This is a genomic window from Halopseudomonas formosensis (genome assembly GCF_900115905.1).
Classification (GTDB): Bacteria; Pseudomonadota; Gammaproteobacteria; order Pseudomonadales; family Pseudomonadaceae; genus Halopseudomonas; species Halopseudomonas formosensis.
In genome coordinates this window covers 109,247-133,111 of record NZ_FOYD01000004.1, presented here as the reverse complement: position 1 = coordinate 133,111, position 23,865 = coordinate 109,247, and the positions used below count along the sequence as shown (strand labels likewise).

General features: G+C 63.9%; 22 protein-coding genes. 3 read left to right on the top strand and 19 right to left on the bottom strand.

Annotated elements, in window-relative coordinates:
- Window positions 1-3: 3 nt before the first annotated feature.
- Together BM046_RS07855 and rnd are read right to left on the bottom strand one after the other, a co-directional pair.
- Complete coding sequence (locus BM046_RS07855) at window positions 4-297, bottom strand: YcgL domain-containing protein (RefSeq protein ID WP_090538548.1); 294 nt, start codon at window positions 295-297, stop codon at window positions 4-6.
- On the bottom strand, window positions 294-1,421 hold the full coding sequence (gene rnd / locus BM046_RS07850; RefSeq protein WP_090538547.1) for a ribonuclease D: 1,128 nt from the start codon (window positions 1,419-1,421) through the stop codon (window positions 294-296). Before rnd ends, BM046_RS07855 begins: the two co-directional genes overlap by 4 nt.
- 243 nt (window positions 1,422-1,664) lie before the next feature.
- On the opposite strand from rnd, the gene BM046_RS07845 reads away from it, so the two are divergent.
- Window positions 1,665-3,101, top strand: a complete 1,437-nt coding sequence (locus tag BM046_RS07845; protein WP_090538546.1) for a methyl-accepting chemotaxis protein — start codon at window positions 1,665-1,667, stop codon at window positions 3,099-3,101.
- A 47-nt stretch (window positions 3,102-3,148) separates the two neighbouring features.
- Here the strand turns inward: BM046_RS07845 and BM046_RS07840 are convergent, their stop codons facing one another.
- Entirely contained in the window at window positions 3,149-3,433 is a 285-nt protein-coding gene (locus tag BM046_RS07840) for a ComEA family DNA-binding protein (protein WP_090538545.1), read from the bottom strand.
- A 244-nt stretch (window positions 3,434-3,677) separates the two neighbouring features.
- Between BM046_RS07840 and BM046_RS07835 the strand changes: the two genes are divergently transcribed.
- Both BM046_RS07835 and BM046_RS07830 read left to right on the top strand, forming a co-directional pair.
- On the top strand, window positions 3,678-4,679 hold the full coding sequence (locus BM046_RS07835; RefSeq protein WP_268875171.1) for a response regulator: 1,002 nt from the start codon (window positions 3,678-3,680) through the stop codon (window positions 4,677-4,679).
- 20 nt (window positions 4,680-4,699) lie between these two features.
- Window positions 4,700-5,668 carry a GGDEF domain-containing protein gene (locus BM046_RS07830; protein ID WP_090538685.1) on the top strand — a complete coding sequence of 323 codons (969 nt, stop codon included), beginning with the start codon at window positions 4,700-4,702 and terminating at the stop codon, window positions 5,666-5,668.
- 6 nt (window positions 5,669-5,674) lie between these two features.
- Here the strand turns inward: BM046_RS07830 and BM046_RS07825 are convergent, their stop codons facing one another.
- The 16 genes from BM046_RS07825 to leuC form a co-directional block, all read right to left on the bottom strand.
- Window positions 5,675-6,892, bottom strand: a complete 1,218-nt coding sequence (locus BM046_RS07825) for an O-succinylhomoserine sulfhydrylase (protein WP_090538543.1) — start codon at window positions 6,890-6,892, stop codon at window positions 5,675-5,677.
- Window positions 6,889-8,409: an amidophosphoribosyltransferase gene (gene purF, locus BM046_RS07820; RefSeq protein WP_090538542.1), complete on the bottom strand. Its 1,521-nt coding sequence runs from the start codon at window positions 8,407-8,409 to the stop codon at window positions 6,889-6,891. The genes BM046_RS07825 and purF overlap by 4 nt, the downstream gene beginning before the upstream one ends.
- Before the next feature lie 61 nt (window positions 8,410-8,470).
- On the bottom strand, window positions 8,471-8,953 hold the full coding sequence (locus BM046_RS07815; protein ID WP_090538541.1) for a CvpA family protein: 483 nt from the start codon (window positions 8,951-8,953) through the stop codon (window positions 8,471-8,473).
- A 96-nt stretch (window positions 8,954-9,049) separates the two neighbouring features.
- A complete protein-coding gene (locus BM046_RS07810) occupies window positions 9,050-9,673 on the bottom strand; it encodes an SPOR domain-containing protein (RefSeq protein ID WP_090538540.1) in 624 nt (207 codons plus the stop codon).
- A complete protein-coding gene (gene folC, locus BM046_RS07805) occupies window positions 9,673-10,944 on the bottom strand; it encodes a bifunctional tetrahydrofolate synthase/dihydrofolate synthase (RefSeq protein WP_090538539.1) in 1,272 nt (423 codons plus the stop codon). The genes BM046_RS07810 and folC overlap by 1 nt, the downstream gene beginning before the upstream one ends.
- A 4-nt stretch (window positions 10,945-10,948) precedes the next feature.
- A complete protein-coding gene (gene accD, locus BM046_RS07800; RefSeq protein ID WP_090538538.1) occupies window positions 10,949-11,857 on the bottom strand; it encodes an acetyl-CoA carboxylase, carboxyltransferase subunit beta in 909 nt (302 codons plus the stop codon).
- Between the two features lie 46 nt (window positions 11,858-11,903).
- Window positions 11,904-12,707, bottom strand: coding sequence for a tryptophan synthase subunit alpha (gene trpA / locus BM046_RS07795; protein ID WP_090538537.1), 804 nt, complete (start codon window positions 12,705-12,707; stop codon window positions 11,904-11,906).
- Window positions 12,708-12,716: 9 nt separating this feature from the next.
- A complete protein-coding gene (gene trpB / locus BM046_RS07790) occupies window positions 12,717-13,934 on the bottom strand; it encodes a tryptophan synthase subunit beta (RefSeq protein WP_090538536.1) in 1,218 nt (405 codons plus the stop codon).
- Window positions 13,927-14,541, bottom strand: coding sequence for a phosphoribosylanthranilate isomerase (locus BM046_RS07785; RefSeq protein WP_090538535.1), 615 nt, complete (start codon window positions 14,539-14,541; stop codon window positions 13,927-13,929). The genes trpB and BM046_RS07785 overlap by 8 nt, the downstream gene beginning before the upstream one ends.
- 63 nt (window positions 14,542-14,604) lie before the next feature.
- On the bottom strand, window positions 14,605-15,459 hold the full coding sequence (gene truA, locus BM046_RS07780; protein ID WP_090538534.1) for a tRNA pseudouridine(38-40) synthase TruA: 855 nt from the start codon (window positions 15,457-15,459) through the stop codon (window positions 14,605-14,607).
- A gap of 3 nt (window positions 15,460-15,462) precedes the next feature.
- On the bottom strand, window positions 15,463-18,120 hold the full coding sequence (locus BM046_RS07775; protein ID WP_177197819.1) for a FimV/HubP family polar landmark protein: 2,658 nt from the start codon (window positions 18,118-18,120) through the stop codon (window positions 15,463-15,465).
- A 209-nt stretch (window positions 18,121-18,329) separates the two neighbouring features.
- Window positions 18,330-19,349 carry an aspartate-semialdehyde dehydrogenase gene (locus BM046_RS07770; RefSeq protein WP_177197818.1) on the bottom strand — a complete coding sequence of 340 codons (1,020 nt, stop codon included), beginning with the start codon at window positions 19,347-19,349 and terminating at the stop codon, window positions 18,330-18,332.
- 97 nt (window positions 19,350-19,446) lie between these two features.
- The gene (gene asd, locus BM046_RS07765) at window positions 19,447-20,559 is read right to left on the bottom strand and encodes an aspartate-semialdehyde dehydrogenase (protein WP_090538531.1); all 1,113 of its coding nucleotides are present in this window, start codon (window positions 20,557-20,559) and stop codon (window positions 19,447-19,449) included.
- Window positions 20,560-20,639: 80 nt separating this feature from the next.
- Complete coding sequence (gene leuB, locus BM046_RS07760; protein ID WP_090538530.1) at window positions 20,640-21,722, bottom strand: 3-isopropylmalate dehydrogenase; 1,083 nt, start codon at window positions 21,720-21,722, stop codon at window positions 20,640-20,642.
- A 44-nt stretch (window positions 21,723-21,766) separates the two neighbouring features.
- Entirely contained in the window at window positions 21,767-22,414 is a 648-nt protein-coding gene (leuD, locus tag BM046_RS07755; protein WP_090538529.1) for a 3-isopropylmalate dehydratase small subunit, read from the bottom strand.
- Window positions 22,411-23,844, bottom strand: a complete 1,434-nt coding sequence (gene leuC / locus BM046_RS07750; protein ID WP_090538528.1) for a 3-isopropylmalate dehydratase large subunit — start codon at window positions 23,842-23,844, stop codon at window positions 22,411-22,413. Before leuC ends, leuD begins: the two co-directional genes overlap by 4 nt.
- Window positions 23,845-23,865: the final 21 nt, after the last annotated feature.

Genomic DNA, 23,865 nt, shown 5'->3' with positions numbered 1-23,865 from the left:
CGCTCAGACCGGATCGTTGCGGGTCAGCAACTCATCCGGCAGATGCATCACCCAGTCTTCCTGCCTGGGCGGCATCTGCAGGTGGTACCCCTGCCCCTGCAGATTCTCCAGCACCTGATGAATATCCTCCCTGGCCAGCTTGCGCTCGGGGCTGAGGATCAGGTCCATGGAGTGCTCGGGCTTGCCGAACAGACGCAGCAGGTCCTCAGGCACGCCGGCGAGCCCCTTGTCCCTGGGGACATACAGGTACATGCCGTCCTTGCGCGGACTGCGATAGATAGAGCACAGCACTTTCATGCCTTGATTCCCTCGTTGACGGATGGATTGGCCAGGGCCAGCAGCTCTGCGCCCATCAGCTCGCGACGCCAGCCGGTGAGCTCATCCGGCAGACGATAGGGTCCACAGGGGTAACCGGTGCGGACCATGGCCTCCAGGGTCTTCTTGCGCAGCATCAACTCTGCGGCCATGCCCAGACGCTCGGCGTGGCGCTGCCCCACCTTGCGCAGCGCCTTGAGCAGGCGGTTGGCGTCCGCCGGCAAGGGTTCAGGCAGGGGTTCGGGCCATTGCTGCTCCGGCACCTGCTGGCCTTCGGCGATCAGTCGCAATATGGTCTCGCCGTCCTGACGTACGGTCCGCGGATGCATGTCCTCCATCCGCGACAGCTGCGACAGGGTTGAAGGCTGACGCTGGGCCAGCGGACAGAGCACAGACTCGCGCAGCAGGCGGTTGCGCGCCACATCACGCTGACGGGCGGTCCGTTCACGCCAGGCGCAGAGCACCCTGAGCACCGCCAGTTCAGACGGCTTCAGACGCCAGGCCTGCTTGATCTTGCGCCAGGCCTGATCCGGGTCAGGCAGCTGCCGGGCATTGGCCACCAGCTCGGCGGTGTCCTCGAGCAGCCAACTGGTCAGCCCGGCTTGATCCAGCCGGGGAGCCAGCACCTTGTAGATCTCTGCCAGATGCTGGGTATCGTCCACCGCATACTGCAGCTGCCGGGGGCTCAGGGGACGCTGCAACCAGTCGGAGCGCGTCTCTTCCTTGGGCAGATCCACGTTCAGCAGGCCGCTGACCAGGCGCGAGTAGGACATGGAGAAATCCATGCCCAGATAGGCTGCGGCGATCTGGGTGTCGAACAGGGGCGCCGGCAGGGCACCACACAGGTGCTGGAACACCTCCAGATCCTCGCTGCAGGCGTGGAACACCTTCACCACGCCCGGCGCTTGCAGCAGCGCTATCAGGGGTGACCAGTCACTGATTGCCAGCGGATCGATCAGCGAGGAAGTGCAGCCGTCGCCGACCTGGATCAACCCGGCGATGGGAAAGTAGGTTTCGGTGCGAACGAACTCGGTGTCCATCGCCACGAAGGGCAGCGTCAGCCAGCGCTCGCAGCAGGCGGCGAGGTCGGCATTGCAGGTGATCATGTGAGGGGGAGCCTCGGTTGACGTCATAAGCTATCCAGTTCCGTAACGGGCCATGCGGCCCCGGCGCGAAGTATACCCGAGCCGCCTGCCCCGGCGGGCGACGACTTGGCGAGAAGTTGTAACCGACTCCCATCTCTGCCTGTATCAATGATGACAACAGGGTTCAAGATTGATCGCCATCAACCGATAAAGAGACTGACAACATATAATCTGCACTGCAGAAAATGCCATCCGGGAGTCGAAATGGATTTTTTTCAGAACCTACAGCTCAAGTACAAGTTCTGGGCTGTCAACAGCGTAACCTTCATCAGCACCCTGATTCTGGTACTGGTTGCCCTGGGGGTCGAACAGGATCGAATCCATACCGAACGCAAGCGCCTGGCTGCTGAACTGGTCATCCCCGGTGGTGCCGCCAGCGCTCCGGACGGGCTGCGCTGGCTGGATGCGTCCTTCGCGGGCAACCGCCTTTCCGGCAGCCCGGTGTGGATCCCCGCCGAGGATCTGCGGGTAACGATTTCAGCCCCTCTGCTGGGCGCCTGGGCCGTGGACAAGGACGGCCAGGGCCGGTTGCTGGGCGTAGAAAAGCAGAACTACCTGGCGCTGCTCATCGAGCGGGCTCCCTTGTACGCGGTGGTGGTACTGGTGCTGATGCTCGCGGTGCTGACCGTGTCGCAGATCCTGATCTCCTTCATCACATCCAATATCCGTGCCCTGCGTGATGTCATGCTCACTGTGCAGAGCACCGGGGACCTCACCCTGCGCGCCGATGCCGCCAGCCGTGATGAGGTCGGGGCCATGGCCCGGGCCTTCAACGCCATGCAGAGTGCTCAGCAGGAAGTCGTCGGCACCGTGCGCCTTGCCGCAAGCCAGCTGGAACAGGGCACCAACGAAATGGCCCGGCTGATGGCCGGCGTCAAGGACGGTATGGTTACCCAGCAGGGCGAGACTGACATGGTTGCCGCCGCCGTCAATGAAATGAGCGCAACCGTCCAGGACATTGCCGGCAACACCGCCGTGACCCGTGACCAGTCCACCCAGGCCGATGCCCTCGCCCGCCATGGCCGGGACCAGGTGCTGCGGGTGAGCCAGACCATCACCGGCCTGGCCACCAGCATAGAGCGCTGCACCCAGCACATGCAGAAGCTGGAAGGCCACAGCCAGGAGATCAGTGGCGTGGTGCGGGTGATCCGCGATATCGCCGAACAGACCAATCTGCTGGCGCTGAACGCCGCCATCGAAGCGGCCCGTGCCGGCGAATCGGGCCGCGGCTTTGCCGTGGTGGCTGACGAAGTGCGCGCCCTGGCCCAGCGGGTGCAGAGCTCCACCGACGAGATCCAGCGTATGATCGAGGCCCTGCAGACCGGCACCCATGCAGCGGTTGGCGATATGGAAGACAGCGCCCGCCTCACCCACGAATCGGTACAGCAGGTGGAAGAGGCCGGTCAGTCACTGGCCGAGATCACTTCCTCGGTCAGCCAGATCAGCGGTGGCAACAGCGAAATTGCCTCCGCCGTGGAGCAGCAGAGCATCGCCGCAGAATCGATTACCCAGAGCGTGATCCAGATCCGCGATGTCACCGAACAGACGGTGATGCAGACAGTGCAGAGTGCCGCCACCAGCGAGCAGCTGGCCACCCTCGCCCACCAGCTCAATGCCGCCGTGGGCCGGCTGAAGACCTGACCTGCAGACCTTCCTCCGCGACAGCCGCGGAGGAAGACCTCGGTGAGTTACTGCAGAGCGATGCGGTCGCGGTTACGCTCGACGGTCGCCGGCCCTATGCCCTTGACCATGGCCAGCTCCTCGACGTCGGCAAAATTGCCGTTTTCCTCGCGGTAACTGACGATGGCCTCGGCCTTGGCCAGACCGATCCCGCTCAGGGTCTCGGCGATTTCCGCAGCACTGGCTTGGTTGATGTTGACCGTAACCAGAGGCGCTTCGCTCACTTCCGCCAGAACGGGATGGGCGAGCAGGACGCTCAGACTCAGCATGATGGCGCTTATCAGTGATTTCATGAACTTTCTCCTTAGTGGAAATGGACCCGCAACAGAGGGAGAAAACCTGAACCGATGCACATCGATGACGCTGAGCTTCCCTGCGGCACAGGCAAGCTACCTGCAACCGGCGCCAGGCTGAAGCCCGAGAGCGTGGATCTGTGAAGAACGTCCCACTCGCGACGCGTCTGGTCTGTGGTCTCTATAGCGTGCCGCCGCATTTGATGCCAAAATGCCTCTACACACCCGAACCCAAGGAAGCGCCGTGCCCGATGCGATCCCCCTGCTGATCTGCGACGACTCCGGCATGGCCCGCAAGCAGCTCATGCGGGCCATGCCCAGGGGCTGGCCGTTCCGCATCACCCAGGCCGACAACGGCCAGGCCGGTCTGGAGGCGATTCGCGCAGGCCTCGGCGAGATAGTTCTGCTCGATCTGACCATGCCCGAACTGGACGGCTTCGAGGTCCTGCGCCGGATGCGCGAGGAACGGCTGCAGGCTCAGGTGATCGTCATCTCCGGCGACGTGCAGGAGGAAGCCATCCGCCGCGCCCTTGAGCTGGGTGCGCGCAGCTTCATCAGAAAGCCTGCCGATGCAGGCCAGTTGGAACAGGCGCTGCTGGCCCTGGGGGTGCACGCCCCGACAATCGACCCGAGCCTACCGGCAGCGGAGCTGGATCTGCCCAGCGTGGGCTTCAGGGATGCTTTCCGTGAGGTGGCCAATATCGCCATGGGCCGGGCAGCCGAGCTGCTGGCCCGCGTTCTTGGCGTCTTCATCAAGCTGCCCGTCCCCAACGTCAACATTCTCGAGGTAGCCGAGCTGCACATGGCCCTGGCTGACGCCCAGGGCAACCGCCAGGTCTCGGCCATCTGCCAGGGCTATATCGGTAGCGGCATTGCCGGCGAGGCCCTGCTGATATTCCACGACTCCCAGATCAGTGATGTTGCCCGGTTGCTGAAGCACCAGTCCGGCAACAGCTCGCCGCTGGAGCTGCAGCTGGACCTGGCCGCCATTGTCATCGGTGCCTGCCTCAATGGCATCTGTGAACAGCTGGATCTGCAGCTGTCATCGGGCCACCCCATGGTACTGGGGCAGCACTGCACCATCGAGGAGCTGATCCGGGTCAACCGCAATCGCTGGAAGCGCACCCTGGCGGTGGAAATCAGCTACGCGCTGGAGGACCATGACATCAAGTTCGACCTGCTGTTGCTGTTCACCGAGGCATCGGTACAGGTACTGCAACGCAAGACCGCTCTGTTGATCAACTGAGAATGCAAGCGGAGACCGGCATGTCCACCTTACTTGATGTCAGTGAATTGCACTGGTTGCTGGACATAGTCCAGAGCATCGATGTCGGTGTCGTGGTGCTGGACCGGGAGTACCGCATCCAGGTATGGAACAGTTTCATGGAAAACCATTCGGGCAGGCCGGCCAGCCAGGTCAGCCAGCGCTCGATGCTGGAGCTGTTTCCGGAGATAGATCAGGCCTGGTTCACCAGCAAGGTGGAAACCGCGCGCATGCTCGGCACCCGGGTGTTCACCATCTGGGAGCAACGCCCCTACCTGCTGAGGTTCAGCAACTATCAGCCGATCACCGGCCTGGCGGACCACATGTACCAGAACGTCACCATACTGCCCCTGCGCACGGTCAACACGAGCACCGGGCATGTGTGTCTGATCATCTATGACGTGACCAATGTAGCGGTGAACAAGCTGCAACTGGAGGCTGCCAACGCGCAGCTGCAGCAGCTGGCTCTGCATGACGGTCTGACCGGCCTGCTCAATCGCCGGCACTGGGAAAGCTGTCTGGAGAGGGAGTTTTCCAGGCATACCCGCCACAACAACCCGGCCAGCCTGGTGATCTTCGACATCGACCACTTCAAGCAGTTGAATGACACCTACGGCCATCAGGCCGGGGACGAGGTCATCCGCCAGGTGGCGGCGCTGACGCGGGGCATGGTGCGGGAAACCGACTACGCCGGTCGCTACGGGGGTGAGGAATTCGCCATACTGCTGACCGATACCTCACTGGAGGGAGCAGCGCTCTTTGCCGAGCGCCTGCGTCAGGCCGTCGAACGGCTGGAGATTGCCTATGACAAGTACCTGCTGCGCTGTTCCATCAGCCTGGGTGTGGCCTGCATCCATGGCAGCATGACCGGCTACCCGCTGTTGATCGAGGCAGCCGACAAGGCGCTTTACCGCTCCAAGCAGGCCGGCCGCAACCGCGTGACCCTGAGCGGCGCGGCGACAGCCCACTGACGCGGATCAGCCGCGAACGGCCTCCAGACCTCGCTGCAGGTCCGCACGCAGGTCTTCCACATCCTCCAGCCCCACTGCCAGCCGTATCAGGCCGTCGCGGATGCCTGCGGCTTCACGGGTCTCGGCGGGAAGCCGACCGTGGGTGGTGCTGGCCGGATGGGTGATGGTGGTCTTGGCATCACCGAGGTTGGCGGTAATGGAAACCACCCGGGTCGCATCAATGAAGCGCCAGGCCGCCTCGCGTCCACCCCGCACCTCGAAGCTCACCACAGCACCGAAGGCCGACTGCTGACTGCAGGCCAGCGCATGCTGGGGATGACTCGGCAGACCGGCGTAATAGACCTTCTCCACCTCCGGCTGCTGCGCCAGCCAGCGGGCCAGTTCCAGCGCCGAGGCGCAATGGGCAGCCATGCGCAGGCGCAGGGTCTCCAGGCCCTTGAGGAACACCCAGGCGTTGAACGGGCTCAGCGAAGGCCCTGCGGTACGCAGGAAACCGACGACCTCCTGCATGTGCTCGTGCCGACCAGCGACCACACCACCCAGGCAGCGGCCCTGACCATCGATGTACTTGGTCGCCGAATGGATGACGATGTCCGCGCCCAGCGCCAGGGGCTTCTGCAGCGCCGGGGTACAGAAGCAATTGTCCACCGCCAGCAGTGCACCCTGCTCCTGCGCCACCCGGGCCAGGGCTCGGATGTCCACCAGCTCCGCCAGCGGGTTCGACGGGGACTCGACGAAGAACAGTCGGGTATTGGGCTTGCAGGCGGCTCGCCAGCGGTCGATATCCGACAGACCGACGTAGTCGACCTCGACACCGAAACGCTTGAAGTACTTGTCGAACAGGCTGACCGTGGCGCCGAACACGCTGCGCGACACCAGTATGTGATCACCTGCACTGCACAGGCTCATCACCGTGGCCAGAATGGCGGCCATGCCCGAGGCCGTGGCGACCGCCTGCTCGGCACCCTCCATGGCCGCGATGCGCTCCTCGAAGGTACGCACCGTGGGGTTCATGTAACGGGAATAGACGTTGCCCGGCTGCTCACCGGCAAAGCAGGCGGCAGCTTCGGCCGCACTGCGGAACACATAACTGGAGGTGAGGAACAGGGCTTCACCGTGCTCCCCTTCCGGCCCTCGGGTCTGCCCGGCACGCACCGCCAGGGTATCGAATCCGGCTCCATCCAGATCGCTGTTCAGCCGGCCCGGCTGCCATTGGGAATTCATTTCGGCTCTCCACCGTCGTTGTGCAGGCCCATGACCTCGTTGTCGACATTGACCATGGAGCGGGCCGCATCGTTGCGCGAGCGCTCGATCTGTCCCAGGTAGAACTCGTTGACGTCACCGGTCACGTAGTTGCCGTCAAATACCGAGCAGTCAAACTGGGTGATGGCCGGGTTGCCTTCGCGGACCGCATCGACCAGATCTCCCAGGTCCTGATAGATCAGCCAGTCGGCGCCGATCAGCTCCGCCACCTCGTCCACAGTGCGGTTGTGAGCGATCAGTTCGTGGGCCGAGGGCATGTCGATGCCGTACACGTTGGGATAACGCACTTCCGGTGCCGCAGAGCAGAAGTAGACGTTCTTCGCCCCTGCTTCGCGGGCCATCTGGATGATCTGACGGCAGGTGGTGCCCCGTACGATGGAGTCGTCCACCAGCAGTACGTTCTTGCCGCGGAACTCCAGCTCGATGGCGTTGAGCTTCTGGCGCACGGACTTCTTGCGCGCCGCCTGCCCCGGCATGATGAAGGTACGGCCGATATAACGGTTCTTGACGAAGCCCTCACGGAACTTGACACCCAGCCGGTTGGCCAGCTCCACCGCCGAGGTGCGGCTGGTATCCGGGATCGGGATGACCACGTCGATGCCATGGTCCGGCCGTTCGCGCAGGATCTTTTCCGCCAGCTTCTCGCCCATGCGCAGGCGGGCCTTGTATACCAGGATGCCATCAATGATGGAGTCCGGGCGGGCCAGGTAGACGTGCTCGAAGATGCAGGGGGCATACTTCGGGTTGTCGGCGCACTGGCGGGTGAAGATGCGGCCATCCTCGGTGATGTAAACCGCCTCACCCGGTGCCAGGTCGCGGATCACCTCGAAGCCCAGGGCATCCAGTGCCACACTCTCGGAGGCAACCATGTATTCGGTGCCCTCGTCGGTCTCGCGCTTGCCATAGACGATGGGGCGGATGCCGTTGGGGTCGCGGAAGCCGACCAGGCCGTAGCCGGTGACCATGGCCAGCGCGGCGTAACCGCCCCGGCAGCGCTCATGCACCCCTCGCACGGCCTTGAAGATGTCCTCTTCGGTGGGGCGCAGCTTGCGCTCACGGGCCAGCTCATGGGCAAACACGTTGAGCAGCACTTCGGAATCAGAGTTGGTATTGACGTGCCGCAGGTCCGCCTCGTACAGCTCCTTGGACAGCTGCTCGACATTGGTCAGGTTGCCGTTGTGCGCCAGGGTGATGCCGTAGGGGGAGTTCACGTAGAACGGCTGGGCCTCGGCCGAGGTCGAGGAGCCGGCGGTGGGATAACGTACATGGCCCAGCCCCATGGTGCCGACCAGGCGCTGCATGTGCCGCTGGTGGAACACATCGCGAACCAGACCGTTTTCCTTGCGCAGGAACAGCCTGTCCCGGTCGCAGGTCACTATGCCGGCGGCGTCCTGGCCGCGATGCTGCAGGACGGTCAGAGCATCGTAGAGCGCCTGGTTGACGTTCGACTTGCCCACTATGCCAACAATGCCACACATGGCTGAATACCTTCTTTCGTTGAAAAATTGGACACACCGGAAGCGATTCAACGCTCCGACATCAGCGACCGAAGAGCCCCAGAATGAAATTCTTTGACCAATCTGCCACCAGCAGAAAATGAGGAATGAGTGTTGACTCGCGCCACCAGGCATCACCCTCGACAGGCGCCAGGCTCAGCAGCCCTACCGCCACCACCACCAGCAGCGCACCGCGGGCGGCACCGAACACCATGCCGAGAAAGCGGTCCGTGCCGGTGAGGCCGGTTACCAGTACCAGCTGGCCGATCAGGTAATTGATCAGCCCGCCCAGAATAAGGGTCAGGACAAACAGGATGGCGCAGGCAGTGATCACCCGGATGGATGGGGTAGCGATATAGTCCACCAGCAGGTCGGCCAGAGCTCCGCCGAACAACCAGGCCACCAACCCGGCAACAACCCAGGTCAGCAGGGAGAGCGCTTCCTTGACGAAGCCACGGGCCAGGCTGATCAAGGCGGAAATCGCAATTATGGCAACAATGGCCCAGTCAACGCCGACGAGTGTCACGGTCAGGCACCAAGAAACGAAAAACGCATTCTACCAGAGCGACCCTGCACATCGGAACAGGCAATCCACCACCTGGCATTCGCCTCGACCCCCGGCTCAGGGAGCCCGGGTCGACTCATCGTGCGCCACCACCAGTCCCTTGCTGCTGTGTCGGCGCTCGAGCTCGTCACGCACCCGCACTGCGGCTTCCCGGGAATTGAGCGGACCGACATAGACACGGACGATTTCCTTGCCCGCCGATTGCCCCACCCGGGTGTAGGCGTTGTAGCCCTGTCCAGCCAGGGTCTGGCGGAAGCTTTCGGCATTGGCGGCGCTGGAAAAACTGCCCTGCTGCACGACCCAGCCACCGATGGCAGGGGCGGAAGAGGCTGTCGGGGTTGTCGGTGCCGTCACTTCGGCTGCCGGAGGGGCTGTGGGAGGCTCGGGCACGGGAGCGGGCTCCGCCGGCGGCGCGACCGGCGCCGGCGCTTCGACCACGGGAGGCGAAACCGGCTCGGCTTGGACGGGCGGCGCTGGGATCTCCGGCACCGGCGCAGGTTCGGGCAGTGTCGGGGGCAGCGCACTCAGCATGTCGCTGTCGTCCATGACCGGCGCCGCAGGCACCTCGACCTCCACCTGAACGGTCTCATCCTGCTCGGACAGCAGCATGGGTAGAAAGATGACTGCCGCGATAACCAGTACCACAGCGCCGATGATGCGCTGCTTGAGCCCCTGTTCCATCAATTGCCTCCGCCGGGTTGTCTGTCCAACCAGAGTATGGCTTCGGCCACGCAGAAAAACGACCCGAAAATGATGATTTTCGTATCAACGGGTGTGTGGTCCAGCTGCCAGGCTATCGCCTCGCCGATATCGGCAAAGGTCATGGCCCGCTCCCCTGCCCGTTCCAGCTCGGCCGCCAGCTCCGCGGCAGGACGGCTGCGCGGGGTCGGCAACGGAGCCACTGCCCAGCTCGAAAAGCGTCCGCGCAGCGGCAGCAGGATACCGGCCAGGTCCTTGTCCGAGAGCAGACCGAAGACCGCGGCCTGACCTGACGCCAGATCCTGTGCCAGGTGCCCGGCCAGGAACTCCGCCGCCTGGGGGTTGTGCCCCACATCCAGCAGCAGCTGCCGGGACTGGCCGCGCCAGTCGATGCGACGGGCATCCAGCCGACCGGCCACCGAGGTTTCGGCAATGGCCCGGGCAATCCCGGCATCGGGCATGTCCAGCCCCGCGGCCCAGAATGCCTGAACCGCCGTCGCCAGGTTGTCCCGCGGCAGACTGACCGGCGGCAGGCCCACCCGCCCCGGGGCACCGCCGCGCTGGCCGGTCAGCTCCCAGCTGCCATCCTGCTGCTGCCAGGTGTAATCACGGCCGCGCTGCCACATCTGCACCTGCAGACGCGCGACCTCGGCGGCAAAGCGCGGCGGCAGATCGGTCTCGGAACACACCAGCAAACCGGAGGGGCGCATGATCCCGGCCTTCTCGTAACCGACCGAGTCACGGGTATCACCCAGATAATCCGCATGGTCCAGGCCTATGCTGGTCACTACCGCCACATCGGCGTCGACTATGTTGACCGCATCCAGGCGGCCACCCAGTCCGACCTCCAGAACGACCGCGTCCAGCCCCGCACGCTGGAACAGCCAGAAGGCCGCCAGTGTGCCGAATTCGAAGTAGGTCAGGGAGATATCGCCCCGGGCCTGGTCGATGGCCTCGAACGCCTCACACAGCGCCTCATCGGCAACCGGTCGGCCATCGATGCAAACCCGTTCGTTGTAGCGCACCAGGTGGGGCGAGCTGTAGCAGCCGCTGCGGCGACCCGACATGCGCAGCAGGCTGTCCAGCGCCGCGCAGGTCGAACCCTTGCCATTGGTGCCGGTGACGGTGAATACCAGCGGGGCCGGCTTGCCGATACCGAGACGGGCAGCCACGTCGGCTACCCGTCCCAGGCCCATGTCTATCTCGACAGGGTGCAGACCCTCGAGCCGCCTGAGCCAGGCGGCCAGATCCATGGCGTCACTCACCGAGTGATGCCACCGCGCTCGCCTCAGCCGGACCGGATACCGGCGACGGCTGATTGGTCAGCATGGCCAGGATGCCGGCCAGACGATCGCGCATCTCGTTGCGCGGGATGATCATGTCCAGCGCACCATGCTCGAGCAGGAACTCGCTGCGCTGGAAGCCAGCCGGCAGCTTCTCGCGTACCGTCTGCTCGATCACCCGAGGCCCGGCGAAGCCGATCAGCGCGTTGGGCTCGGCCACGTTGAGGTCACCGAGCATGGCCAGACTCGCGGAAACACCACCGTAGACAGGGTCGGTCATCACGGAGATGAAGGGGATGCCCTCCTCCTTGAGACGGGCCAGCACCGCACTGGTCTTGGCCATCTGCATCAGGGAGAACAGGGCCTCCTGCATGCGGGCGCCGCCCGAGGCCGGGAAGCAGACATAGGGAATGCGCTCGCGCAGGGCCACTTCGGCACCACGCACGAAGCGCGCACCCACAACGCTGCCCATGGAGCCGCCCATGAAGTTGAACTCGAAGGCACTGGCGACCAGCGGCATGCCCTTGAGGTATCCCTGCATGACCACCAGGGCGTCCTTCTCACCGGTTTCCTTCTGGGCCGCGGTCAGGCGGTCCTTGTACTTCTTGGTGTCACGGAACTTGAGCTTGTCCACCGGCTCCAGTTCAGCAGCAATCTCGCTGCGGCCATCGGCATCCAGGAAGATGTCCAGGCGACGGCGTGCATTGATGCGCAGGTGATGACTGCACTTGGGGCAGACATCCAGATTCTTTTCCAGCTCGGGTCGATACAGCACCGCGTCACAGGAGGGGCACTTGCGCCACAGTCCTTCCGGCACGCTGCTTTTCTGTGCCTCGGAACGCACGATGGAGGGAATCAGCTTGTCCACCAGCCAGTTGCTCATTGCCAATCCTTATCTGTTGTCTGGGTTGATCACATTGCCCGATCGCTCAGCGATCCATGGCTGCCCGCATATCGCGAATGATCGCCGCGATACCGGCGCGGGCCTGCTCCGGGTCGCCCAGGTTGGCGGCGATCTGACTGACCAGCACCGAACCCACCACTACCCCGTCAGCCACACTGGCGATCGCGGCGGCGGAGGCGCCGTCACGAATACCAAAACCGACACCGATCGGCAGATCGGTGATGGTGCGCAGCTGCTTGAGCTTTTCTGCTACCTCGGTGACGTTCAGAGTAGCCGATCCGGTCACACCCTTGAGTGAAACATAGTAGACATAACCGCTGGCGTTCTCGCAGATCCGCCGCGCACGCTCCAGCGTGGTAGTCGGGGCCAGCAGGAAAATACTGTCCAGACCATGACTGCGGAACAGCGGCGCGACCTCCTCGGCCTCCTCCGGAGGCAGGTCGACCAGCAGTACGCCGTCGACACCGGCAGCAGCGGCCTGCTCGGCAAAGGCCTCGTAACCCATGTGCTCGACCGGGTTGAGATAGCCCATCAGTGCCACGGGGGTGGTCTGATTGGTCTTGCGGAACTCACGCACCATGTCCAGCACATCGCGCAGACCGACGTTGTGGGCAAGTGCCCGCTCCATCGCCAGCTGGATGACCGGGCCATCCGCCATGGGGTCGGAGAACGGCACGCCCAGCTCGATCACGTCGACGCCGGCTTCCACCAGCTCGTGCATCAGCGGCAGCATCATCTGCGGGTTCGGGTCACCGGCGGTGATGTAGGGAATGAGTGCCTTGCGGCCTTCGGCGCGCAGCCGGTCGAAACACTGCTTGATTCGGCTCATGTCAGATCCTTAAATGCTGATGCCATCAATAGCGGCGACAGTATGGATGTCCTTGTCGCCACGGCCGGACAGGTTGACCACGATGATCTGGTCCGGACGCATGGTGGCGGCCAGTTTCATTGCATAAGCCACGGCATGGCTGGACTCCAGCGCAGGCATGATGCCTTCGACGCGGGTCAGCTCGCGGAATGCTGCCAGGGCCTCCTCATCCGTTGCCCCCATGTACTGGACCCGTCCGATGTCCTTGAGCCAGCTGTGCTCGGGCCCCACACCGGGATAGTCGAGACCGGCGGAGACTGAGTGGGTCTCGATGATCTGGCCGTTCTCGTCGGCCATCAGGTAGGTACGGTTACCGTGCAGCACGCCCGGCTTGCCACGGTTCAGCGGCGCGGCATGGCGCTCGGTATCCAGCCCGTCACCGGCCGCTTCCACGCCGTACATGGCGACCCCTTCGTCCTGCAGGAAGGGGTGGAACAGACCGATGGCATTGGACCCACCACCAACGCAGGCGACCAGTGCGTCGGGCAGGCGGCCGGCCTGCTTCAGGCACTGTTCCCGCGCCTCGCGACCTATCACGCACTGGAAGTCACGGACCATCTGCGGATAGGGATGCGGGCCGGCCACGGTGCCGATGATGTAGAAGGTGTCATCGATGTTGGTAACCCAGTCGCGCATGGCTTCGTTCATCGCGTCCTTGAGCGTCTGGGAGCCGGAGGTGACCGGAATGACCTCGGCACCGAGCAGCTTCATGCGATACACGTTCAGCGCCTGACGCTTGACGTCCTCGGCGCCCATGTAGACCTGGCACTTGAGGCCGAGGCGCGCCGCTACGGTTGCGGTGGCCACGCCGTGCTGACCGGCACCGGTCTCGGCGATCACCCGCGGCTTGCCCATGTGCTTGGCCAGCAGAGCCTGACCAATGGTGTTGTTCACCTTGTGCGCGCCGGTGTGGTTCAGGTCCTCGCGCTTGAGCCAGATCTGTGCGCCACCGATCTTGCTGGTCAGCCGCTCGGCAAAGTACAGCGGTGAGGGCCGGCCGACGTAGTGCGCCAGATCCCGGTCGAACTCGGCCTGGAACTCGGGGTCGTCCTTGAGCTTCCTGTAGAGCTGATCGAGCTCATCCAGTGCATCCATCAGCGTCTCGGATACGAAGCGGCCACCGTAGGGACCAAAGTGACCGCGCTGATCAGGCACGCTTGCGAAATCGATCGATTTTGAATCAGACACGCTTCACCTCTTGAATAAAAGCGTTGATTTTCGAGACATCCTTGATGCCCTTGGCGGCTTCCACGCCACCGCTGACGTCCACTGCCCAGGGCTGGGTCAAATCCACCGCCTCGCGCACATTGCCGGCACTCAGGCCGCCGGCCAGCACAAGGTTCCAGTTGCGCTGCGCCGGGATCAGCCCCCAGTCGAAGGTCTCGCCGGTGCCGCCGGGCACACCCGGTTTGTAACTGTCCAGCAGAATGCCGCTGGCCCCCGGCCAGTTGCCCGCCAGGCTGTCCAGGTCGACGCAGGGGCGCACTCGTACTGCCTTGAGATAAGGCCTCGCAAAGCGCCGGCAGAAGTCGTCAGGCTCATCACCATGGAACTGCAGCATGTCCAGCGGCACCCGCTCGAGCACCTGACAGATTCGCGCCTCCTCGGCATCGACGAACAGACCGACACTGGTCACGAAGGGCGGCAGCGCCCGGACAATGAGGCTCGCCCGCTGGATATCGACAGCCCGCGGGCTGGCTTCGTGGAACACCAGACCAATGGCATCGGCGCCTGCCCTCGCCGCAGCAAGGGCATCTTCAACACGGGTGATGCCACAGATTTTGATACGCACCATGAATTCAGCCGGGTACTCTGTATAACGGAAGCCAAGGATAGTAGCAGATCAATCCGCGACCCGTCAGTCCAGCTCATTGAGCGCGGAAAGGAAGTGCGGCCCTATATAGCGGCTGGGCAGCTCGAAATGTTCGGGGTAGGTCACATCCACCAGGTACAGACCGTAGGCCGGCGCAGTGAGACCACCGGTATGCCGGTTGCGTGCCGCCAGTATCTCCGCGGCCCATTCCACCGGCCGCTCGCCACAGCCGATCTGCATCAGTACGCCGGCGATGTTGCGCACCATGTGGTGCAAAAAGGCGTTGGCGCGGATATCCAGCACGATGAAGCGGCCGAAGCGGATCAGTTTCAGATGGTGCACCGTCTTGACCGGTGACTTGGCCTGACAGGCGGTAGCCCGGTAGGAGGTGAAATCGTGCTCGCCGATCAGCACCTGAGCCGCTTCCTGCATGCGCTCCACATCCAGCGGGCGGTAATTCCAGGTCACCTCCCGGCCGAGGTGCGCCGGGCGTACCGGATCATTGTAGATCACATAGCGATAGCGGCGGGCCATCGCCGAAAAGCGGGCATGGAAGTCCAGCCCCACCGGCTTGGCCCAGACCAGGCTGATATCGTGCGGCAGGTTGGCGTTGGCACCGTGGAACCAGTTCTCCGGCGTCCGCCGCGCGCTGGTATCGAAGTGAATGATCTGGCAGGCCGCATGCACTCCGGCATCGGTTCGCCCGGCGCAGAACAGTTGCACCGGGTGGTTGGCGACCCTGGAAAGGGCCTTCTCGACCTCCTCCTGAACGCTCTTCACGCCGGGCTGCTGGCGTTGCCAGCCGCGATAGGCCGTCCCGCTGTATTCAACACAGGCGGCAACCCTTGAAAAAGCAGCGGCCGCCCCTTGGGCGGCCGCTTCATCAGTCGTACTACTCATGTATCAGCCAAGTTGCTCCATTATTTCCCGAGCGTCCTGCCGTTGCTGTTCGTTTCCTTCCTCGACCACTTCGGCAAGGATATCACGGGCCCCCTCCTCGTCGCCCATGTCGATGTAGGCGCGGGCCAGATCCAGCTTGGTGGCACACTCGTCGGTGTCGGAGAGGAAGGCGAAGTCCTCGTCGAGCTCCCCGTCGATCAGGTCATCGCCCAGACCTTCGTCGAGCAGGGCCGGGGTCTCGAACAGGGGTTCTTCCTGGTCCTGCGGTGCGCCTGCGCCAACCTGCTCTTCACCCTGCATGGCCGATTGCAACTGGGCCTCGAAGCTGGCCAGATCCTCGTCACTCAGGCTGAACTCATCCTCAGCGGGCGTTTCCGGTTGCTCCACAGCAGTCGAGTCCGGCTCGGCATCGCTGAGGGCATCGAACTCGGCCAGCAGGTTGTCCACCTGAAGCTCGTCATCCAGGGTCAGATCGAAATCATCCGCCGCCGGCTCGGCCAGGGGAGATTCCACTTCCGGCTCCTGGAACACCAGCGGCTCTTCTGCCACCGGCTCGACCGAGGCCTCCGCACCTTCTGCCGGGATCTCATCCAGATCGAAATCCAGATCGAAGCCCGGCTCGGACTCGTTGCTGTCAGCCAGCGATGCGGCGGATTCCTCTTCCAGCCCGAAGTCGGCGAAATCGAAATCCATGGCTTCAGTGGCGGCCTGATCGGACTCGGCCAGCTCCTCCAGGCTGCTTTCCACCTCGAACGCTTCCAGACCGTCCTCGGCATGCTCTGCCGGCAGCTCTGCATCACGCTGATCGCCGTCCTCCAGCCCGCCGCCCAGGAGCTCGTCCCGGGAATCGTCGATCTCGGCCAGCGCCGCATCCAGCTCGGCATCCGGAGAAATGTCAGCGGTTTCGTCCTGAACCGGCTCCTGCTGCGCTTCGGCCAGGGCCACATTGAACTCATCACCTTCGGCGCTCTCGGCTGCAGCTGCTGCGCCAGCAGCTGCACCGGAAGCCAGGCCAGACCGTGCATAATCCTCGGCCAGCTCCGCCTCACGACGTGCGTTGCGGCGGGCAACGGACATCAGAATCAGCAGCAATATCAGCAGTGCCACCGCGCCAGTGCTCAGGACCAGGGTCTGGTTCTGCATGAAGCGCTGCAGCAGAGCCTGGGGACTGGAGTCGGTCTGGGCAGCGGGGGGCGCAGCACCGGTTACCGGCGCGCTGGGTTCAGGGGTCGCCGCAGCGCCACCCTGGGGATCGTTACCGGCCTGGGTATCCACCGCGCCAGGGGCAACCAGAGCCACCTGTTCGTCGTCGGCGGCGTCCGCCGACTCGCCCGCATCGCCATCGTCCGCATCGGCAGGCTCGGCCTCGGCCAGAGCGGCCGACGCTTCGCCAGCGGCCTCAGGGCCCTCGGCCACGGTGGCAGCGGACGGCTCTACGCCTTCCGCCTCGGTAATCTCGGTGTCGGGAGCGACATCACCGGGCTCCTGCCCTGCCGCATCCTCCGCAGACAGCTCGGCGACCTGCTCAGCCTCGGGCACCGGCAGGATGTCCGGCAGCTGCCCGTCGGCAGCCAGCTCCTGCTGAAGGGCAGCGAGCTGTGCGTCCTTCAGCGTCAGCAGCCGCTGCAGGGTTTCCACCTGGCTTTCCAGATCGCTCAGACGACTGGCCAGTTCATTGCGGGCCTGTTCGGAGGTATCCAGCTGCTCACGGGTCTGATCCAGCGCGTCGCGCAGATCACCGCTGCCGCCGGAGGAAGAAGTGTCTTTCGCGCTGTCACCCGCCGCGACCAGTCGCAGCGAATCCTCACCACGGGACTGGGCGGGGGCAGCACCGGCAACGCTGCGCTCACGTGCGTCGAGCTGGCGCTGGGCGGGCTCGGCAGCCGGCCGCTGGCGATTGCGCCAGGCGGCATTCTGGTTGCCGACCTCGGCAATGGCTTCGGCGTTGCTGCGGGCAGCGGCCTGCTCGGCGGTAGGCAGCGTCAGCGTCTGGCCGGCCCTGAGCGCGTTGATGTTGTTGTCGATAAAGGCATTCGGGTTCAGGTCCTGAATGGCCAGCATGGTCTGGTGCACGCTGGCGCCCTGGGGACGGGTCTCCATGGCAATGGCCCAGAGGGTGTCATCCCGGGTGGTGCGCCGCTGACCGTCACGGGCAGCAGATCCAGCCTGGGACGGAGCAGCCGCTGCGCGGAGCGCAGCGGCAGGCGCCGGCTGGCGTACCACCGGGGCGGCCGACGACCGGGGCGCCGGCGCGCTGGCGGCAGCTGGCGGCGTCACAGGCGCACTGAAGGTGACCGGCGTCGGGTCGTACATGGGCGGATCAAGCAGCAGGGTGAACTCGCGCAATACGCGCCCCGAGGGCCAGCGGACTTCCATCAGGAAGTTGAGATAGGGCTCCCGGACCGGGCGACTGGAGGTCACCCGGATATAGGATCTGCCGTTGGGCTGCACGACCGGAGTAAAGGTCAGGTCGGTAAGAAAGAAGGCGCGATCAATACCGGCTTTGCCGAAGTCATCCGGAGAAGCCAGCACCGAGCGGATCTCGGCACTGCTCAGATCCCGAACCTGCAACAACTCGATTTCGGCGTCCAGTGGCTGATTCAGCGCCGACCGCAGATTGATTTCCCCAACCCCCAGCGCCTGCACCATATTGGAAGACATCAGAGCGCTAGCTGCGGCGACAGCCAAAACCAGTTTGCGAACCATAGCGAAGATCCTTTGCTTTTATCGTTTACACGCGTCCATGAACCCATCACCGCAGCAGCGGCCGCATAACCGTACCAGCTGCCGGCAACCCGAGCCACCTCAATTCAAAACCGGTGAGTGTCAGGGTCTTGTCTGAAGCGATACAAATCAGCAGCAAGTATCGATTACAAATAGTCTTTTATCAATAACTGTGCAACAGCAAGACCGTTAAGTGCGACACCTTTCCGAAGATTATCAGAGACAACCCACATGCCGATACCGGCAGGATCCAGGTCGTCCTGACGTACCCGACCGACCCACACGTGATCACTGCCGGTGGCGTCGGATACCGGCGTGGGATAACCGCCCGCGGCGGGCTTGTCCAGCAGCTTGATACCCGGTGCGCGGCGCAGCAGGGTCAGGGCCCGGGCCTTTGCCAGGGGCTGATCCGTGCGGCACTGCATGACCTGGGCGGTGCCGAAGAAGGTCGGCACCAGAACGCAGGTGACCGACACCGGCAACTGGGGCATACCCAGGATTCGCCTCACATCCTCTGCCAGATGCTGTTCCAGCTGACTGTTGCCCGCCTCGTCCAGCTCGCCGACCCGGGGAATGAGGTTGAAGGCCGCCTGCTTGTCGAAGGCACCCTTCTCCGCCGGCTGCCCATTGAGCAGCCGCCCGGTCTGCAGCGCCAGTGCTTCCACTTCATCATTGCCCAGGGTGGACATCGACTGGTAGGTGGCGATGGTCAGCGACTGCAGCCCGGCCTCGGCGACCAGTGGTTGCAGGGCGATCAGGGTCTGCACCACCTGGGCGTCGGGACAGGACACGATCCGGCGCGACCCCATGTCCGCCAGGGCCTGCGGGTTGACCTCGGCAACCACCAGGGGCACATCCCGCCGGTGCCGGAAGGCACCGCAGGCATCCACCACGACGCAGCCCGCAGCTACCACCCGGTCGGCCCAGTCCGACGCCAGCCAGGCATCGGCGAACAGCACCACCGCCACTTGGGAGAAGTCGAAGCGCTCCAGCACTTCCACTCGCTGACTGTGGCCCTTGACCATGTGCCGGCCGCCAGCCTGCTCCTCGGTATCCACCAGGTGAATCTGCTCGAAATCGAACTCGTGCTCGTCCAGCAGGTTGAGCAGAGCTTCACCTGCCAGACCGGTAAGGCCTATCAGGGCGATATTGCGGGTGTTGGGCATAGGGGAGTTTCTCGAATTCATATAAAGCCTGAAAAGCAAAGGGCATCCCCGTCAGCCGGGAATGCCCTCCTCACTCGGATTGTACTGCCGGCCGGCCTCAGCCTTCGAGCAGGATCCGCAGCATGCGACGCAGCGGTTCGGCCGCACCCCACAGCAGCTGGTCGCCCACGGTGAAGGCGGACAGGTACTGGGAGCCCATGTTGAGCTTGCGCAGACGACCCACCGGCACCTTCAGGGTACCGGTCACCGCGGTCGGGGTCAGCTCGCGGACTGTGGCCTCTTTCTCGTTCGGCACCACCTTGGACCAGGGGTTGTGGGCATCGAGCATCGCTTCGATGTCCGCCAGCGGTACATCCTTGTTCAGCTTGATGGTCAGCGCCTGACTGTGGCACCGCATGGCACCGATGCGCACACAGATGCCGTCCACCGGAATCGGGCGACCGCTGCGGCCGATGATCTTGTTGGTTTCGGCCTGGGCCTTCCACTCTTCACGACTCTGACCGTTGGGCAGCTGCTTGTCGATCCAGGGGATCAGGCTGCCGGCCAGCGGCACGCCGAAGTTGTCCACCGGGAAGGAGGCGTCGCGCATGGTGGCGGCGACCTGGCGATCGATGTCGAGGATGGCACTGGCCGGGTCGGCCAGCTGGTCGGCGACACTGGCGTGCAGGCCACCCATCTGGCTGATCAGCTCACGCATGTTCTGGGCACCGGCACCACTGGCGGCCTGATAGGTCATGGCGGTCATCCACTCGACCAGACCGTTCTCGAACAGGCCACCGAGGCCCATCAGCATCAGACTGACGGTACAGTTGCCGCCGACGTAGGTCTTGATGCCGTCACGCAGGGCCTGATCGATGCTGCGCCGGTTGACCGGGTCCAGCACGATGACGGACTCGTCTTCCATGCGCAGGGCCGAGGCCGCGTCGATCCAGTAACCCTTCCAGCCGTCCGCGCGCAGCTTGGGATAGACCTCGTTGGTGTAATCACCACCCTGGCAGGTAATGATGATGTCCATTGGCTTGAGAGCATCGAGATCGTAGGCATCTTTCAGTGCCGGGATATCCTTGCCGATATCCGGACCGGCACCACCCACGTTGGACGTGGTGAAGAACACCGGGTCGATGGAAGCGAAATCATTTTCCTCGCGCATCCGCTGCATGAGCACAGAGCCCACCATACCGCGCCAGCCAATCAAACCAACTTGTTTCATAACAGCAAGACCCCCATGGGGTGAAGATTCTCGACAACAGCACCCGGCAGATGCCGGGTGCATATGGGAAACACAACAGGTTACAGGGTTTTCAGCGCAGCTACCACGGCGTCACCCATTTCCGCGGTACCAACCTGGCGGCAGCCCGGCGCCATGATATCACCAGTACGCAGCCCCTGATCCAGCACCTGACTGACGGCCCGTTCGATGGCGTCGGCCACGGCGGCTTCGCCGAAGCTGTAACGCAGCATCATGGATACCGACAGAATGGTTGCCAGAGGGTTGGCAATGCCCTGTCCGGCGATATCAGGAGCGCTGCCGTGGCAGGGCTCGTACATGCCCTTGTTCTGCTCGTTGAGAGACGCCGAGGGCAGCATGCCGATGGAGCCGGTGAGCATTGAGGCCTGGTCGGAGAGGATATCGCCGAACATGTTATCGGTGACTATCACATCGAACTGCTTGGGTGCGCGCACCAGCTGCATCGCGGCGTTGTCCACATACATGTGCGACAGCTCGACATCCGGGTAGTCCCGGGCCACCTCTTCCACCACCTCACGCCACAACTGGCTGGAGGCGAGCACGTTGGCCTTGTCCACCGAGCACAGCTTGCGGTTGCGCAGGCGAGCCATGTCGAAGCCGACGGTAGCGATGCGACGGATCTCGCTCTCGCTGTAGGGCAGCGTGTCGTATGCCTGACGCTCGCCGTTGTCCAGCACACGGCGCTCACGGGGCTGACCGAAATAGATGCCGCCGGTCAGCTCGCGCACGATCAGGATGTCCAGACCGGCAACCACCTCGGGCTTGAGGGTGGAGGCTTCGGCCAGCTGCGGGTACAACAGCGCCGGACGCAGGTTGGCGAACAGCCCCAGCTGGGAGCGGATCTTCAGCAGGCCGCGCTCCGGGCGCAGGGCGGGGTCTATGGTGTCCCACTTGGGCCCGCCCACCGCGCCGAGCAGAACCGCGTCGGCCTGGCGGGCACGTTCGAGTGTTTCATCGGCCAGCGGCGTGCCGTAGCGATCGTAGGCGGCGCCGCCCAGATCGTCATAGCTCAGCTCCAGCGACAACTGGTACTTCTCGCCGACCAGCTGAAGCACCTTGACCGCTTCGGCAACGATTTCCGGGCCGATACCGTCACCCGGGAGAACCAGAATCTTCTTGCTCATGTATGCATATTCCTCAAACGGGCCGGTGCCCCCGGCCCCTGATCTCACTTGATGGCGCCAAACAGCCAGGGCTGGGCCTGACGGTGCCGCTCCTCGAAGGCGCGGATCGCATCCGCGTCCTGCAAGGTCAGACCGATGTCATCCAGGCCATTGAGCAGGCAATGCTTGCGGAACTCGTCGATCTCGAAGCTGTACTGCACGCCATCGGGGCGGGTGACGGTCTGCTGCTGCAAGTCCACGGTCAGCTGATAACCTTCCTGAGCGTCGACCTGGGCAAAGAGCTCGTCGATCTCTTCTTCTTTCAAAACAATGGGTAACAGACCATTCTTGAAGCTGTTATTGAAGAAGATATCAGCAAAGCTCGGCGCCAGTACCGCGCGGAAGCCGTATTCATCCAGCGCCCAGGGCGCATGCTCGCGACTGGAGCCGCAGCCGAAGTTCTCCCGGGCCAGCAGCACGCTGGCACCCTGGTAGCGGGGCTGGTTGAGCACGAAGTCGGGGTTCAGCGGACGCAGGCTGTTGTCCTGCCCCGGATAGCCCTCATCCAGATAGCGCCACTCATCGAACAGGTTGGCACCAAAACCGGTGCGCTTGATCGACTTCAGAAACTGCTTGGGAATGATCTGGTCGGTATCGACGTTGGCCCGATCCAGCGGCGCTACCAGGCCGGTATGTGTGGTAAAGGCCTTCATGCGGTCGCCTCCTCTCTGAGCATCTCGCGAACATCAACAAAATGGCCGGCAATCGCCGCAGCGGCAGCCATGGCCGGGCTGACCAGATGGGTACGCCCACCATTGCCCTGACGACCCTCGAAGTTGCGGTTGGAGGTCGAGGCGCAGTGCTCGCCCGGCTGCAGACGATCGGGGTTCATGGCCAGACACATGGAGCAACCCGGATCGCGCCACTCGAAGCCGGCTGCCTTGAAGATCAGATCCAGACCTTCACGCTCGGCCTGCTCCTTGACCAGACCGGAACCCGGCACCACCATTGCCTGCTTGACGCTGGCGGCGACCTTGCGACCCTTGGCTACCACGGCTGCGGCGCGCAGATCCTCGATGCGCGAGTTGGTGCAGGAGCCGATGAATACCCGGTCGACCGCAATCGAGGTGATCGGCTGGTTGGGCTGCAGGCCCATGTACTGCAGGGCTCGCTGATAACCACTGCGCTTGACCGGATCGGCCTGCTGTTCGGGGTCCGGAACATTGGCATCCACCGGCACCACCATCTCCGGTGACGTGCCCCAGGACACCTGTGGCTTGATCTGCGCCGCGTCCAGCTCGACCACGGTGTCGAAGTGGGCGTCGGGATCGGATACCAGATCCTGCCAGGCCTCGACGGCCCGGTCCCAGTCCTCGCCCTTGGGCGCGTAGGGACGGTCCTTGACGTAGGCGATGGTTTTCTCGTCGCAGGCCACCAGACCTACCCGGGCACCGGCTTCGATCGCCATGTTGCATACGGTCATGCGACCTTCGATGGACAGGCTGCGGATCGCCGAGCCGGCGAACTCGATGGCATGGCCGTTGCCGCCGGCGGTACCTATCTTGCCGATCACCGCCAGCACGATGTCCTTGGCGGTCACGCCGAAGCCGAGCTCGCCTTCGACCTTGACCAGCATGTTCTTCATCTTCTTGGCCACCAGGCACTGGGTGGCCAGCACGTGCTCGACCTCGGAGGTGCCGATACCATGGGCCAGCGCGGCGAACGCGCCGTGGGTGGCAGTATGGGAGTCGCCGCAGACGATGGTCATGCCCGGCAGGGTCGCACCCTGCTCCGGCCCGACCACGTGCACGATGCCCTGACGCCGGTCGGTCATCTTGAATTCGAGGATGCCGAAGTCATCGCAGTTCTGGTCCAGGGTTACCACCTGCAGCTTGGAGACCTCATCCTCGATCCCGGCGACGCCCGCGGCGCGGTTGTCGGTAGGCACGTTGTGGTCGGGAGTTGCCAGGTTGGCATCGATGCGCCAGGGCTTGCGACCGGCCAGACGCAGCCCTTCGAAGGCTTGCGGCGAGGTCACCTCATGCAGCAGGTGGCGGTCGATGTACAACAGGGCGGAACCGTCATCCCGTTGCTTGACCAGGTGGTTGTCCCACAACTTGTCGTAGAGCGTCTTGGCGGACATGGGTGTCTCCTGAAAGGCTCA